We start from the raw sequence: 14,486 nt of genomic DNA, 5'->3' as shown, positions 1-14,486 counted from the left end.
CTGCGGGAGAACCATCATTGATGCCGTGCTGAATCACGTCAAGAAAGGCATTATCCGCACCTACAACCGCCGCCGTTCGTTGCCCCCCCTTCCCCCCTTTGGTTAACGGAGGGATACCGGGTCGAGGATGATCCGGAATGAAAAAGGCCTCGCGCAACCGCAGAGGCCTTTTCTACGGTGAGCATCGATCCTTGCTGCCGTCCGGCTGGATCAAGAAGGTGTCGCTTTTGAGGATTTCCCTGCGAAAGGATTCCGGCAGGATGGCCCAATCAAGAAGATCAACCAGAATGGGGAGGTTGCTTTCGGAAAATGCCTCCCGAAGTGCATCAACTCCGTAGACGGGGCGGTCCGGGTCATCAGGGTTACGGACACAGAGATCCAGGTCGCTGCCATCGTGCGCCGTGCCGTTGACCCGGCTTCCGTAAGCAAAGACTTCGGCGTCGGGGGTGTACCGAGCGGCTAAATATCGTACCGTTTCCAGCCACTTCGGCCGAAGATCAAGCGTCGGCATGATTCAACTTCTCCCTCAAGACCGACTCAAGGCGCTGTGCATCAGCTATGAACGACGGCAGTAGTTTAAGAGTGTCCTCGGCAAACCCTATTCCATAGTCGTGCGCGGTGTTGTTCCGGTTGTCCCGATAACCAAACCAGCGCTCCACCTCTTCTGACACCATCAAGCCGTGCTTCACCGCATGTCTGAGGACATCTTTGTACGTCAGGGCATCAACATCCCGGGGACGAGCAGTGTAGGACTTCAACGCCTTTCGCAACAGCTTTCCCGCCGTATCCAAGGTCAGCTCAAAGCCCTTGACCACCGCATTTCGAAACACCTCAAACTGAATGCTGTCCACCTCGGTCAGTCCCAGCTGAGCGAGTGACGCCTCAAGAGTTTGAATGCCCCGGGCAAATTGGTCTGTGTTGATAGTCATCACATTTCCCTCCGGGGTGGAGATAGCAAAAGTACGAAAAAAAAAGGGTTACAGCGTAATGCCATAACCCTCGTGTTTTTAGTGGCGTCCCCGAGACGATTCGAACGTCCGACCCCTTATGCTCGGAGACAAGCTACGTCAACTATATGAAACCATTAGCTTTCCACATAGAACAAGTATCGTAATAGCTGGAGCCTCTTAGCTCCCGATCAGCTGCTTTTATACCCAGTTTTATACCTAACTTCAAGTATTTTCTTCGCAGTATCGTTGAGACCTTGGCACCTCAAGCACCTCCACGGCCTGTACCAACTTGATCGGGTTTAGATGGCTGTACCTCTCCGTGATCTGTACCGAACTGTGACCAAGCCACTCCTTGACCACCATGACATCAATGCCTGCATTAATGAGCCTACTTGCACAGGTATGCCTAAGAGCGTGTAGCACGAACTCCTTATCACCATCCAGCCCCATCCCTGCCCTACACCACTGCCATGCTCTCTCCATCTCGGCTTTCGATATCGTAAAGGGCTTCACCTTGTTCAGATGCTTCCGCTGCTCAAGGATCGTCCTTACCCTCGTGGTCATTGGTATGCTCCTGGGCCTATCTCCCTTATTGATCCAGATGGATATCAAGTTGCGCCCAAAGTTAACGTCCTCATACTTTAGGTTCAGTAGCTCCGATAGCCTCATGCCAGTATCCACCAGGACCACCACCATATCAGCAGCCTCCGTATAATATGGTCTCTTACCCTGCCCCTCTGCTCCACGTAGCAGCTCGATAGCCATTTGCTCCTCATCTTTGGTGAGCACTCGTATCCTTCCGTTGCGTTCCTTCTTGAGCTTGATGTGGTCCACCTGGAGCCTGAAGTGCTTCATGATGGTCTTTAAGGTAGCAAGGTAGCGGTTGACGGTGGCAACCGATACCCCGCTGCTCTCCAGCTTCCTAATGAGATCCTGAACAACATCATCTCCTACCGAGGACAAAACCACATTGCCCGTCACCTCCAAGAGCTTCCTTGCTCGCTGGTAGCTCCCGTATCCATCCTTGTTACTCTTCCACTTGCTGTCATATATTTGTTCAATAGCATCAGATAACAGTACGTTAGCTGTTTTCTGCCCTTTAGTTGTACCAGACAGCACTCTTGCACGTTCTTTAGCTTCCGCTTGCTTAGCTTCACGTTTACTTTGCTTCTTCGTTGAACCATAGTATCTATTCCCATCAATAACGAAATCAAATACATAGACTTTTCCACGACGATATACTGACATAATGTGTCTCCTTTGAACGCAAAAAGAGCCGTTGGGCTCTTGTGGATGATGAACTTGTGTGTTGGATTAACTATAGGATTGAGTAGCTTAACGAATTACGTCGGCAGGCTTCCATATTTGACCTACAGCAGGACTTTATGCATCTGAACACACTACCCACTACCCAGCCTTATATAGAGCATCTTTAATAGCATCTCACCACATCCAGAACACATAATGCTTGGCGCACTCTCTTTAGCAGCAACAAATACTTCCTTGATGACATCAATCTTACCGAACCGGACAGCATGAACAGTATCCTGCGGTCTAAGTATGCGGGAACAGTACTCACATCTCATTTTCCACCTCCATCAGCTCAGACAGCCAAACAGCACTGCGGCTATCCTCGTTGGCTCCATGTTCTTCCATTGGTCACCGAACTTCTCCTTGATCTCCTGGGTACCATGCAGGTACACGCTGTTGATGGGGTTATGCTCCCTTCCCCCCATGTAGCTGTTGAGGCCGATGTATCCCTTGCTCTCGTTGATGTTGAGCACGTAGGTTCCAACACCGAACTGGAAAGCATGGACCGTATCGTTTTGACCAAATGGGAGGTAATACCTGTTCTCCATGTGCTTGATAGTGATACCGTTGAAAACGGTCCCATGGTGTCGGTAGTGGTATCTGACTTTGATTGCTGGTGTGATGTCTTTCAGGATGGTTAGCATATGGGCCTCCAAAAGACGAAAGGGCGATACCGTAGATAGGTAGTCGCCCTTTTCGCCTCTGCTATGTTGGTGATCGTTAGTCGGTTAGGTCTTCCTGGTGGGATACGTTGAGGATGTAATCTGAGGCTTTCTGAGCTTGAGCTGCTGCATGAACCAGGAGGGTGCGGTCATTACGTAGACTTTTCAGCCATCCCTGTATATATGCTGCTGAGTTCTCAAGGGTCTTCTGTTCGATGCCAGCATGACCACATAGGAACGCTGCCGACATTTCACAACAGAGTTCCTCTTTACTGTATGCATGCGATCCGAAGTACGATGGCTCCAGTATCCCCTTCCGCCCTACCCTGCTGGCATGGCCGGTGCTGTGCGATAGTTCATGGAACAAGGTGCTGTAGTATTCCTCTGGCGATAGGAACGCTTCAGGTCTTGGCATCTTCACGTAGTCCAGTATAGGCGAGTAGGCTGCTACGTTGCCACCATGCTTGATCTCTGGTCTGTATGGCATCCCTGCTACGATCTGCTCTGCTCTCTCGATGGGAGTGAAGGCGTTTACGATCTCCTCGGTCTTAGGTGCTTCAATCCCCGATACCTGCTCCAGGTTGAACACGTTATAGAATCTCAACAGTGGAACCTTGCCACCTTTACCATCCTCGCTACCGATTCCATCAGCATCAGCATCCTTACGGTCCATCCACTTCCAGAATACCACCGGAGTTGACTTCTCACCTTTCCGCACATGCCCACCTCTATCAGCACATTGCTTGAAGGTTAGCCACCACGGACTGCTGTACTCCTGGCATCCCAGCAGAAACACATTTACACCTCTGTACTCGCGCTTGCTTACAAGGTTCATTGGCGTACCACTTCCTGCGTTCCAAGTCTTCCTCCACGGCACTGTTCCCTTCCCCAATAGCTCCATGATCCTTTGGTTCACTGCATCGTACACGTTCATAATTTCTCTCCTTTCTACGTATTCCACCTCGTCAGGTGGTGCAGTCAGACTGCTAGCGGAAAGAAGAAAAAGGCCATACCTCGTTAGAGATATGGCCTTTTGATGATTTGAAATATATGATGACAAAGTGATGCCGGGGTTGCAAATAGTCTACAAACTTAGGAGTCCCACTATTTTACCCTGGCTTAATATTACGACAAGTCAAATCAGTGCTGATACTGTGCCAAAGCATGACACAAATGAACTTACAACAAATAATGTCTTAAGATACTCATAACCACCTCACTTTAGATCAACGATCACTCCTGATTCGTGCGTAGATCATCCAAGAATCCAGATACACCACAAAAGAAGGATTCAATTTCAGACATTCTTTCTTTTAGATGACGAAGATTCAATCTTTGCTCTTTACCAAATATAAGAGTTAGGTTCTTTGCAACAGGATATCTAAACGAATAGGAAGATTTATCAACTCCAGCAAACTCTCTGATATATTTTTCTACGACCTTGACAGTTTTTTGTTCATGCGCCTCTATACTCTTGGGGAGCAGTCTTACAAACTCTCTCCAACTGGCATCTAAATCATGATTGAGCTGCTTAAGTCGCTCTACCTTCTCATCACAACTTCCATCTCCAAACTCAAGAATTAATTGTTTTAGAGACAGTTCAATAAACTGCCGATATAAAAACAGTACTGGGAAAATCACTGTATCCAATCGAGAGGTATCACAACTACAAATAGCATCATCAACAAGGCAGTCAGCGGCTCTTTTGTACCCAGCGCAGTATCCGTAGAACTGCTGCCACATATCTCCCCATCCAAAATGAGCAAATTCAAAATAATCGCCACCTTGCACAAAAAGTTTCTTATACTCATCTGGCCACGGCAATGGGTCATCCATCACTTGCTCCCATTTAGTCTTGTGTGTGCTCGTCAAAAGGGCTGCCTGCTCCTGTGGCTACAGGAATCATTCAATCAAGTCCTTTATACAAACTATCATTGTAGTTCATTATGTCGACCTCCCGAGGATCCTCGCTAAAAAGGACCTCTTTGGCTGCACAACCTGGGCCGACTGTCCCACAGATTGAGGGATTATCCCTGTAGTCATCGCATGAAGCCTGATCAAAGCATCACATGCCCTAAACCACTCCTCCCGTTCTTCGAGGGAGGGAGGCTCACCCTCCATTTCTGTCTCAGATATAATAGTTGGCTCAGCAATCATATCTTGCAGATTGCTTAATGAGAGATATGCCTTAGCCCAATATTCCTTCTCCTCGGCTGTGGACAGCTTGGTGTCTATACCGTTTAAAAGATCCAAGAGAAAGTCTATCTCTTCCTGATAGGTTTCATTCGCAAGCTCCATAAGTTCCGTCATATCCATTATGTCCCCCTTACGGCGTCATGCGGGTTACTATCACATACAGCAACTTTCAATAGGTCTATTTCAAACTCCGTACACTACCAATAAACAACACTTTATACGCACCATTTTCATCGTAACCAAGCTCCACGAACTCAAAACCTGGAAGCAAAACACCTTTAGATTTGCTTTCGACAAGATCAGACATCAATTCGAAGTTGCTCACTAGCGTGCTTGACTCTATCTTTACGCCTGCCCTTTCGATGGCTTTGACCTTAGCATCAATCATGGCTCGTTGAGAATCAATCTTGATATTTCGTTGAGTTGCCACGGGGCTATAACCAAACACTTTAACTGGAATACCTTCACTGTTATCATAATGACGGTCGCTAACACCATCAGGAGTATTTACACTTAACTCTTTCATTGATACTTGAGAAAGAGATGAGATCAAATCAGCTATAGCAATGTTGTATGAGTCTTGCGAAACAGCTTCAGCGGTAGAATATCCAGCCATATTGTACTGGTGTGCGGCACCGGTCAAATCCCATTGCCCAATTAGCCTTTCATTTTCATCAAGCAACTTAGCTCTGAATCGAGAAGATGCATTCCAGTTTGGCGCAGTGAAAAAAGAACCATGTTGAATGATATCTATGACTAAGCGATATCTGATCTTGCTGTTTGACGGAGCCTGTAGCGATAAAGTTGATAAAACTTGATCCCGCAGAACAGCTTTAAGACCATCACCTGTCGAGTCAGCGCGAAGATCGTTCACTTGAACATCCACAATATTTAAAGCTAACTTGTTGCTATACGCTGCAGGTCTGGGTGTAAACTGCATGGTCTGCGCACAGGCAACGCACATGAGACATAGCAGCGAAAGACCTACCATCTTAAACAAGGTCTGCCGGCTCATGCTCCCTCCTCTAATCAGATTTATAACTTACATACATATCTACCATGGCCTACCATAAACAGCCTTTAACGCGGAAACATACCATGAGACCCTACTGCACACCAAGCAAAATCATCATTAATGAACCGGTTTATACCACACGTAATCAGTAAGACCCTTCAGCTACCTATCCAGGCGCCAGCTCTCCTAATCCGACCTACAAGCCACGAACTCACCTCCACCCTGCCCATCCCATCGACATCCAAATACTTATTGCAAATGTAACTAAAAATGTATATTTACAATCAGCTTTCAACCTATTTTGGAGGTTTCCACAGTGACTACCGAAACTGCGCACAAACCCAAAACATACAAGAAAGGCACCGTCTATCCTCTGCCCGTCACCCAGCTTCAAGTAGACCTTGACCAGCCACGCAAATCCATTGACTCTGCTGAACTGGAAGCACTCAAGCGGTCAATTGAAGAGAAGGGACTACTCTACCCTGTTCTGTTCCGTGTAGATGAGAACAACAACTTCATCCTGGTCTCTGGTGAGAGGAGATTCAGAGCTTTTGAGTCTTTAGGTAAAGAGACTATCCCTGCTATGCTGGTCGGTAGTGAGAGATATGATGAAGTAGCTCTTGTAGACAACATATTAAGGGTTGATCTGCACCCTGTAGACGAAGCTGAAGCTCTCGACAAGCTCAGAACCAAGTACGACTACACACAAGAACAGTTAGGCACCATGATCGGCAAGGCTCAGAACACTGTTGCTGACATACTTGGGTTGATGAAGCTGACTCAAGAGATACGTGATGATGCAAGACATAGGAAGGAGCTTAGTAGGAGTGCGTTGTTGAAGATAGCTCGCATGAGAGCCAATGGCCAAAGGAAGGCTTATGATGCTCTTGTAACCTCGTTATCAACTCCTAAGAAGGAGATCAAGAGACCCAGGCTCAACATCACTAAGAAGACCATCACCTCTACCGACAACACCCTCAAGTGCGTCAAGAGCATAGACCTGGATAGCCTTGGTGGTGACAGGGAGGCAGTGGTCTCCAAGCTACAAGAACTGTTGCATGAGATCCAGAATAAGCTTGGCAGTATAGGTGGTTAGGTTATATCGGTACACCGATAACCATTGAAAACTGACACCAAATTGGACTATCATCATGTGTTGATAGGACTATTCTGTGTCGCCTCCTGAGACACGATCTATCATGTCAGCAAAGCAGAAATAAGCACGGGGTACATATATCCACCATGAAACTTCACGGACAGTTCCATCTTCATCAATGTGCCGATCAGTGTCAACTCGGACACTCCACTGACGCTCTTTTACATCATCAGCCATAATGCCGTAAGCCTTTAGCTTCCTTGCCCAAGGACCGAGACATTCACCTAAATCAAGAGGCGCTAAAGACGTGTCTGTGCCACCCCAACTCAAATCAATCTGCTCTCTATTCCACTGCATTTGCAATCCATGTTCGTCTATCTTAACATCCTTGTGATTCACATCCAGCACATATTCTTTTTGATTTCTTATGAAACGAGCAAAAGCAGTAAGCTCATCATCGGACATGCTCTCAGCTGCAAGTAGCACATTCTCTTCTTCATCACTTGCTGTTTGTCCAGCTAAAATGAGTTTACAGGTCATCAACCCAATTATCCGAGGACCGAGCTTTTTAGATTTTGACAAAGACACCCTACGATATGCATCAAACAACACCTCAGATTTGATATCATCTTCCAACATATCTCTCAGCATCGAGTCTACCTTGTCAGAACAACCACCATCTAAAAGCTCTGCTTGAAGCTCACAACAAAGTTGGTACAAAAATTCTTCAGCCCGTTGTTTTGACCACCGTGCTATGACCTGTGTGTAAAATTGTGAAGCGAGACCATCAATCAGCTTACCAGCAACATATCCAGCCACAAATGATGTGTTTCCTTCCATACCCCCCCCTGGTAGATCGACAACCAACCCACACCTTCACGTTATAGCTTTTGAACCATGCTCTTATACCACAGCGGCCTGCTCAGGGGGAAGCTCTCATACATGGGCCAGAAACGATGGCGGGGTCGAGGACTATTTTTTGGGAGTCCCGTTTCCTTTATCTTTCCACCCTGGCTGTCTATTACGACAACCAAAAACAGCATCCCCACTGCTCCTATGCTGTCTGGTCCTCTGGAGATATCAGTCAAGCATCTCGTTTAACGTAACGAAGAAACAACTTCCCCTCTCATAAAACCACTTCTCAGGCTTCCATATTTACCTTGTAGCCGGTCTTTCCATCGCAGGCCATACCCTAGCACTCTTTTCACCAAAACTATCAACAAGACCTTAACAACCAACATCTTAATTGCTCAAAGAGGTAGACTCTGCGAGCTTGGGCAAGCAATGACAGCCACACCAACTCAACAACGCAAATCTGAGCAACTTTCTTCGATAGTACAAATAGTTATTGGATAATGTAACCAAGAATGGTGTTAAAAGGGGGGCTGCCCCTGAGAGCACGACTACATGAGGAGCCTTGAGCTCCTCTGCTATCTATACAGCTTCTTGATCTATGATCTTTCTACATTCCACATTACACTTACAATCGACAGCATGAAGATCTATCTGATACAAGTAGTCTGGAATCTTATTGGTTTCTTTGAAATATAGCATACGCTGCTTAAGATGCTCATCGGCTATAGAGCCGATATTGTATTCATAAGATCCTTGCTCTTCATTGTAAGTATTACGTTCGGAGTACTTAAAGACAACGATATCATTAATATCCATGTTGCTTTGCGATCTAAATGCATCTCTCATAATGGTGGACACTTGATCTTCATGCTGTCTGGGAAACACGAAACTGTCATGTATTGAGAGTACCGGTATTTGCTGACGAGTCATTATCCCAATGACTCGCTCAGCAATCTGTGAATCTTCATACTGAAGTTTGATACCGATCCCACTGAAGAAGTATTTACTGATTGGAGCGTGAAACTCCATCATAGCTTTAGCAGCCTTGTCGATATTGGGGAGGTCTTTCTCGTCTGGGTACTTTTGAGGCTTCTTCTTAAAGTCTTTCATAAAAGCAGCTTTGATGTTAGTTCCAGGTTTGGAGTTCAGGAGGATCAAAGTTAATGTTTTGAATATATTACGTATCTTTTTGGTCTGCTCGTATCCAGGTACACGATAAGGATCTTCAACACCATAAGGTCTACCCTCCTTAGCGTATAACATCTTTAAGTGCATCCCCTTAAAGTCGTACTCCATTACTTCCTGATTGTTAATGATGATACGGGTTCTAAGATCCTCAGGAATCCCCATCCAGAAGCCACCATAGAACCTACCACCTTGTGTAAAACTTCCATTACTAAAGATCCTACAGACTGCCTTACGTGACATATCTACATGAAGACACTTTGTTGATACGTATCCATCTAAATCAAGATCAAGATATGTGCTCCTCAGAAGACCGTTGTAAGCAAGCACAAGATTTCGTTTCCTACAAGCATCGTTGTAACTATTGTCAGTAAACTTCACCTTCTTCTTTTCACTATCCTTAAGAATAATCACATCACCTCTTCGTAGACCATTCAACAACTCTTTTGAGAATCCGAACTTCCCAAACAAATCAACAAGCTTCTGCTCAGCCTTGATACGAGACCTCTTAGCGACTTTAACTCGTTCATCATGAAACCCTCTTTTGTAGCTTACGTAGTCTTGGACTATAAGGTAATCAGATATCTTTTTCATGGGTCTGTAAGCAATCCGATTTACATTGTACTGAAAGGACTCCACGTACCCTGCTGGTCTTCTTGAGTATGCTACCCACTTCCTGGGACTGACAAGCCAACACTTATAGAGATTCAGAAGCAATACAGTCATATTAAGAACGGCCAAATCAAGAGCATGTCCCATCTCACTACATAGATGCTGCACTACCCCCTTGACTCTTTCATCTTCCGAATAGAGGTCCACATCGAACGGCATGTAGTTGTTGTAATCCGGAACGTCATACTCCTCCTGCAAGACTTCATCATCTTCTGCTGTATCATTTTCAACAATGATGGATTCACCTTCCATCTGCACTCCAATCTCCGTTATGGATTCCAAACAATCGGGTTTCATGATTTTCTCCAGACTTGACGACATCGAGCGGAACCTCACCCCAACAGTGTTGCAAAAACACTACACCAAATGGTCACATTTGGCACTTTACGGAGACCAGCATCATGGTCAACTATCTATCCTCCAAATGCAGCAAAGACACCTGCATCAGCACCAGTAGAGGATTCGGAGTATCTCATCGGCTCAAGTGGGTCGATGTTTTAGGACTTCACGTAAAAGATTAAAATAAGTAAAAATAAGTGAGAAATGACTGTAAAGACAACAGGTTTTTGACGGCAAGAGCACTACACAGAATGACCCTCTTTTCCTTTCGTTGACCTAAGTCCATCCTCAACAGGAGCATCACCACGGGCTCCACATTATGCGGTCCTGGCATCCTGACTGGATTAGTAAGTAAAAAAGGGACTGCGCCCATACCGGCACAGCCCCCATACTGAGACTCTTTCGTAAGTTGCTTAAGTCCTATTGGTGCCACTCTCAGCCTTGAAGGCATTAGCCATCCACCTTTCGGCTCTGGTTTTGGTCAGAGGAGTCTTACAAGACTTCACCCAGGCACTGGAAGCGTGAATCCGCTCCTTCATCTTTTTCTCTCTGTTAGCAGGATCAACCGTACAGCCATCAGCCTGCTTGATCGCCCGTACCGACCACCACTTCTCAGCATTGGTATACGCTTGCTTCAGATCCTTCTCGTTCAGGGTGAGCAGCTCAGTGATGGCCCACAACTTCTTAGACCACTCTGCCTCAAGGCCAGAATCGACCTCAGCGGCTGCCTTAAATGCGCTAAGAGCTTCTTCAACTTCTGCTATGGTTGCTGAACATTCCATGATGTACCGGGTCCTTTGGCCCTGTCTTTCTGGTTGCATTACGAGGAGGTTTCCCCCATAATGGCAGCGGTTAGTGTTCGGTCCCAAGCCACATTGACCTCGCCCTATCGACTGTTGGCGCAGTCTTTAGGGCTTTCTTATTACCGGCCTCCTTACCAGTATCACTTATATATCAAGCACTTCCACAAAGAGATTCGGCATGGCCTTGTCAGCCTGACTGAACAACTCAGGTGGCAAGTCCTTTCCCTTCAAGTCTCCTATGGTGTCGTAGATCTCCTTACTGCACTTACACATATCCTTGGTCAGATCCTCAAACATAATGTAAAGCAGAAACTTCCCTTTCCTTGAAAGATAAAGAGTATAAATGGTAGAGACTCCCTGAATATGCTCCACCTTTGCTTCTGCCAATTGCTTTCCAGAAAACTTGAAATACTGGCCCTTACTATACTGGTCTCGATAATACTCCTCACCTTCGAAGAGCTGCACCTCTTTGAATCCGAACTCCTGCATTTCCCACTTAGCTACAAAGTCTTTCAATCCCTGGATGAGGACTGACGATATAGACTCACCAGCAATCTTCTTCGCCTTCTCGTAAACCAACAGATCCTCTTCGGACAGGTAGAAGGTCTTCTTGGGCATAGCGTCTGCTCCTCGGTCTTGGCGTCGGTACAACGTGATGTACGTATATACCGACATCGGGTTACGGGTCAACAGTTTTTTCAGTGCACCACAAAAAAAGTCGCGCAACGGATAGGTCATCCGTTTCATCACCTCACAAATACAGGTACTTATCGATACGTGACGGGATTACTGATGGGGATTTAGCTACAGAAACCGGACCAAGAGGACCAACGGGAGAGCATTTTTCAGGAAGGGAACCACGGTACAGCAACCATAAACTCCGACGCTCGGCGATGAGGGACAAACGGATTCATCGTTTGTATCCGAAGAGCGAGCAGGCAAGCGAAGCGCGCCAGCATAGCACCACCGCACCTTACATCCTTGGCACGATAGCTGCGAATCACCGCCTTCCCAACTACCGATACCGGAACAACTACCACAACACCAACGCCACCGGAGACACCCAGGAGAGCGATGCCCCTGGTTTGTCTACGGCTAGCGTCATTAGGATACAGAGAGCCGATCATACCATCGGCAGCAAGGAGCATATCGGCTCCCGGGTCCTACACTTTCCACTCGGGTATATCTACCCCATAGTCCAGCTGCACCAAGGCGTCTAACAGCACCTTCGGCTGGTACCGCTTGCCATACCTACCGCTGGTGATAGTAGCGTGGGCATGACCAAGTATCTCTGCAATGGCAGCTTCGGAGACACCTTTCTGCTTGAGCGTATCGGCCACGCTGTGACGCATGCTATGGAAAACCTTCTTCGGGTCTTCAGTCACATACTCCCGGTTGTACCTCGCGTACCACTTGCCAATACCGTTCGTGTACCCATGTAGCCGTATTAGCTCCAGGTTCATCCACAGTCGAGGTTGCTTGGCTACCTTAAGAGCATCATAGTACCGGATCAGACCCAGTTCTATCAACTTAGGATGAATCGGTATAACCCTGGCACTGGCATCATTCTTGAGCCTCTTGTCACCGGCACCATTGATATCGAAACACCAGCAGTCGTCTATTTTCACCACGTCTTCCACATGGAGCTGGCATATCTCATTTAGGCGAAGGCCAGAAAATAGACCGATAAGCGGTATCCAGTACCGCTCGGGTATCGCAGGGTCCACGGGCAAGTTGCTTACTATATTTCCAATATCACTGAGGGTATATGCACTCCTTTCCTCATCTGCCCTTTGCTTCGTTGCCAACTGCAATCCGGTAGCTGGGTTCCTCGGTATCATCTCCTGCTCATGGCAATACTTCAACAAGCTACCGATCCTCGCCACATGCTTGTTGACGGTCTTGGGATTCATGCCGTCACCGGTATTCGCAGCAATGACATCCTTAACGGATTGTCCACGGTACTTGTGGTAAAAGTATGGCGGCACCTTCAACAGGGATGATCTCAGGTCGATCAGCATGGGTCTGGTGATGGTGGCGACATCAACGTCACCGATAATGTCCACCAGCAGCTTAAAGACCCCTTCCACCTCCAACGTCGTCTTTTCAGTCCAGCCAGCCTTTTTCTCTGCCGTGTATGTCTTTATCACTTCTGATAGCCGGTTCTCTGCCTTGACTCTCGGTTCCTTCTGCACTGGCAATAAGCTATGCACAACCTGCTGCACCTGTTCCGGGGCCAGCGTACCAGTCCTTAACAAGGCAAAGGCATTGTGGGTCTTATACTCATGGTTCCACAGCATCACCTTCGCTGCATGTAGTTGGCTGGTCTGCAAAGACTTCTTGATGAACTTGCTAGGGAAAAGATGGGACAGGTCGGCAGGCACCTTTATCTTGTAGTAGAACCGGCGGCTGACCCTTATGAGGTGTGTTGGATACGACAAAGCCTCTCGCTCCTTGTATACCTAAATGTATACCTGAAGCTAAGAGGCTCTGTTTTTATGCTGCCAATACAGCTACTTATGAAGGTGGCGTCCCCGAGACGATTCGAACGTCCGACCCCTTCCTTAGGAGGGAAGTGCTCTATCCTGCTGAGCTACGGGGACAAATAAGACGAACTTTATACTATATTCCGGCGGCCTTTGGCAAGGCTTTTCGCCCTTTTAAGCACACCGCAGAGGGCGCTGAGGGGCGCAGAGGAAAGCTTCTTTCTTTTCGAAATCCCTCTCGCAGACGATGCCCACCTGGTTTTCCCGCCCTACAGTACCAAGTTGGCGGCAGCGCTAAATCCCCCTAAATCCCCCTTCGCAAAGGGCGACTTCATCGGATAGATTCAAGGGTTTACTCTGTGCCCCTCCGCGCCCTCTGCGGTGGGCTTCAACCCTAGAACTTAAGCAGGGAGAAGGTTTTTCCTTCGGGAAGTCTCTTCTTCCCTTCCAGGAACTCGAGCTCGGCCATGAAACAGCACTCGAAGATCTCTCCCCCCAGCTCGTTCACCATGTCGACTACCGCCGCCATGGTCCCGCCGGTCGCCAGAAGGTCGTCGGCGATCAGCACCCGCTCACCCTTCTGGATGGCGTCGGTGTGGATCTCCAGGGTGTCGGTCCCGTATTCGAGGGCATAGCTTTTCCGGAAGGTCTCGGAAGGAAGTTTCCCCGGCTTGCGCACCAGGACGATCCCCGCCCCAAGCTTGTAGGCGAGCGCCGCGCCGATGATGAAGCCGCGCGCCTCGACCCCTACCACCTTGTCGATCTTCTCCCCGATGTAACGGTTGGCCAGAAGGTCGACCATGCGCTGGAACGATTTCGCGTCGGCCAGCAGCGTGGTGATGTCCTTGAAGAGGATCCCCTTTTTGGGGAAGTCGGGCACGTCCCTGATGATGCTTTTCAGATCTTCCATGTGTCT

General features: G+C 47.6%; 15 protein-coding genes and 1 tRNA gene. 1 reads left to right on the top strand and 15 read right to left on the bottom strand.

Going from position 1 to position 14,486, the window contains the following annotated elements:
- Positions 1 to 172: 172 nt before the first annotated feature.
- The 8 genes from JFN93_RS19045 to JFN93_RS19010 form a co-directional block, all read right to left on the bottom strand.
- Entirely contained in the window at positions 173 to 511 is a 339-nt protein-coding gene (locus JFN93_RS19045) for a nucleotidyltransferase family protein (protein WP_199385719.1), read from the bottom strand.
- Positions 498 to 929, bottom strand: a complete 432-nt coding sequence (locus JFN93_RS19040; RefSeq protein ID WP_199385769.1) for a nucleotidyltransferase substrate binding protein — start codon at positions 927 to 929, stop codon at positions 498 to 500. The genes JFN93_RS19045 and JFN93_RS19040 overlap by 14 nt, the downstream gene beginning before the upstream one ends.
- A gap of 243 nt (positions 930 to 1,172) precedes the next feature.
- Entirely contained in the window at positions 1,173 to 2,198 is a 1,026-nt protein-coding gene (locus JFN93_RS19035; RefSeq protein WP_199385718.1) for a tyrosine-type recombinase/integrase, read from the bottom strand.
- A 350-nt stretch (positions 2,199 to 2,548) separates the two neighbouring features.
- Positions 2,549 to 2,905, bottom strand: a complete 357-nt coding sequence (locus JFN93_RS19030; RefSeq protein ID WP_199385717.1) for a hypothetical protein — start codon at positions 2,903 to 2,905, stop codon at positions 2,549 to 2,551.
- A gap of 76 nt (positions 2,906 to 2,981) precedes the next feature.
- Complete coding sequence (locus tag JFN93_RS19025) at positions 2,982 to 3,857, bottom strand: ArdC family protein (RefSeq protein ID WP_215907816.1); 876 nt, start codon at positions 3,855 to 3,857, stop codon at positions 2,982 to 2,984.
- Between the two features lie 299 nt (positions 3,858 to 4,156).
- Entirely contained in the window at positions 4,157 to 4,759 is a 603-nt protein-coding gene (locus JFN93_RS19020) for a hypothetical protein (RefSeq protein ID WP_199385716.1), read from the bottom strand.
- Between the two features lie 108 nt (positions 4,760 to 4,867).
- The gene (locus JFN93_RS19015) at positions 4,868 to 5,239 is read right to left on the bottom strand and encodes a hypothetical protein (RefSeq protein ID WP_199385715.1); all 372 of its coding nucleotides are present in this window, start codon (positions 5,237 to 5,239) and stop codon (positions 4,868 to 4,870) included.
- A 58-nt stretch (positions 5,240 to 5,297) separates the two neighbouring features.
- A complete protein-coding gene (locus tag JFN93_RS19010; protein WP_199385714.1) occupies positions 5,298 to 6,134 on the bottom strand; it encodes a hypothetical protein in 837 nt (278 codons plus the stop codon).
- Positions 6,135 to 6,450: 316 nt separating this feature from the next.
- Here JFN93_RS19010 and JFN93_RS19005 point away from each other — a divergent pair, with 316 nt between their 5' ends.
- A complete protein-coding gene (locus JFN93_RS19005) occupies positions 6,451 to 7,230 on the top strand; it encodes a ParB/RepB/Spo0J family partition protein (RefSeq protein ID WP_199385713.1) in 780 nt (259 codons plus the stop codon).
- A gap of 69 nt (positions 7,231 to 7,299) precedes the next feature.
- Here JFN93_RS19005 and JFN93_RS19000 read toward each other — a convergent pair whose 3' ends face one another.
- The 7 genes from JFN93_RS19000 to JFN93_RS18970 form a co-directional block, all read right to left on the bottom strand.
- Positions 7,300 to 8,070, bottom strand: a complete 771-nt coding sequence (locus tag JFN93_RS19000; RefSeq protein ID WP_199385712.1) for a hypothetical protein — start codon at positions 8,068 to 8,070, stop codon at positions 7,300 to 7,302.
- Between the two features lie 594 nt (positions 8,071 to 8,664).
- Entirely contained in the window at positions 8,665 to 10,239 is a 1,575-nt protein-coding gene (locus JFN93_RS18995; protein WP_199385711.1) for a hypothetical protein, read from the bottom strand.
- 455 nt (positions 10,240 to 10,694) lie between these two features.
- A complete protein-coding gene (locus tag JFN93_RS18990) occupies positions 10,695 to 11,063 on the bottom strand; it encodes a hypothetical protein (protein WP_199385710.1) in 369 nt (122 codons plus the stop codon).
- Between the two features lie 165 nt (positions 11,064 to 11,228).
- Positions 11,229 to 11,702: a hypothetical protein gene (locus tag JFN93_RS18985; RefSeq protein WP_199385709.1), complete on the bottom strand. Its 474-nt coding sequence runs from the start codon at positions 11,700 to 11,702 to the stop codon at positions 11,229 to 11,231.
- Between the two features lie 545 nt (positions 11,703 to 12,247).
- Positions 12,248 to 13,525, bottom strand: a complete 1,278-nt coding sequence (locus JFN93_RS18980) for a site-specific integrase (RefSeq protein ID WP_199385708.1) — start codon at positions 13,523 to 13,525, stop codon at positions 12,248 to 12,250.
- 85 nt (positions 13,526 to 13,610) lie between these two features.
- Positions 13,611 to 13,687, bottom strand: a tRNA-Arg gene (locus JFN93_RS18975).
- A 277-nt stretch (positions 13,688 to 13,964) separates the two neighbouring features.
- A complete protein-coding gene (locus JFN93_RS18970) occupies positions 13,965 to 14,480 on the bottom strand; it encodes an adenine phosphoribosyltransferase (protein ID WP_199385707.1) in 516 nt (171 codons plus the stop codon).
- Positions 14,481 to 14,486 lie beyond the last annotated feature (6 nt).

Source organism: Geomesophilobacter sediminis (genome assembly GCF_016458275.1).
Lineage (GTDB): Bacteria > Desulfobacterota > Desulfuromonadia > Geobacterales > Geobacteraceae > Geomesophilobacter > Geomesophilobacter sediminis.
The sequence above is the reverse complement of the archived record's forward strand: the minus strand, read 5'-3'. Positions and strand labels throughout refer to the sequence as shown.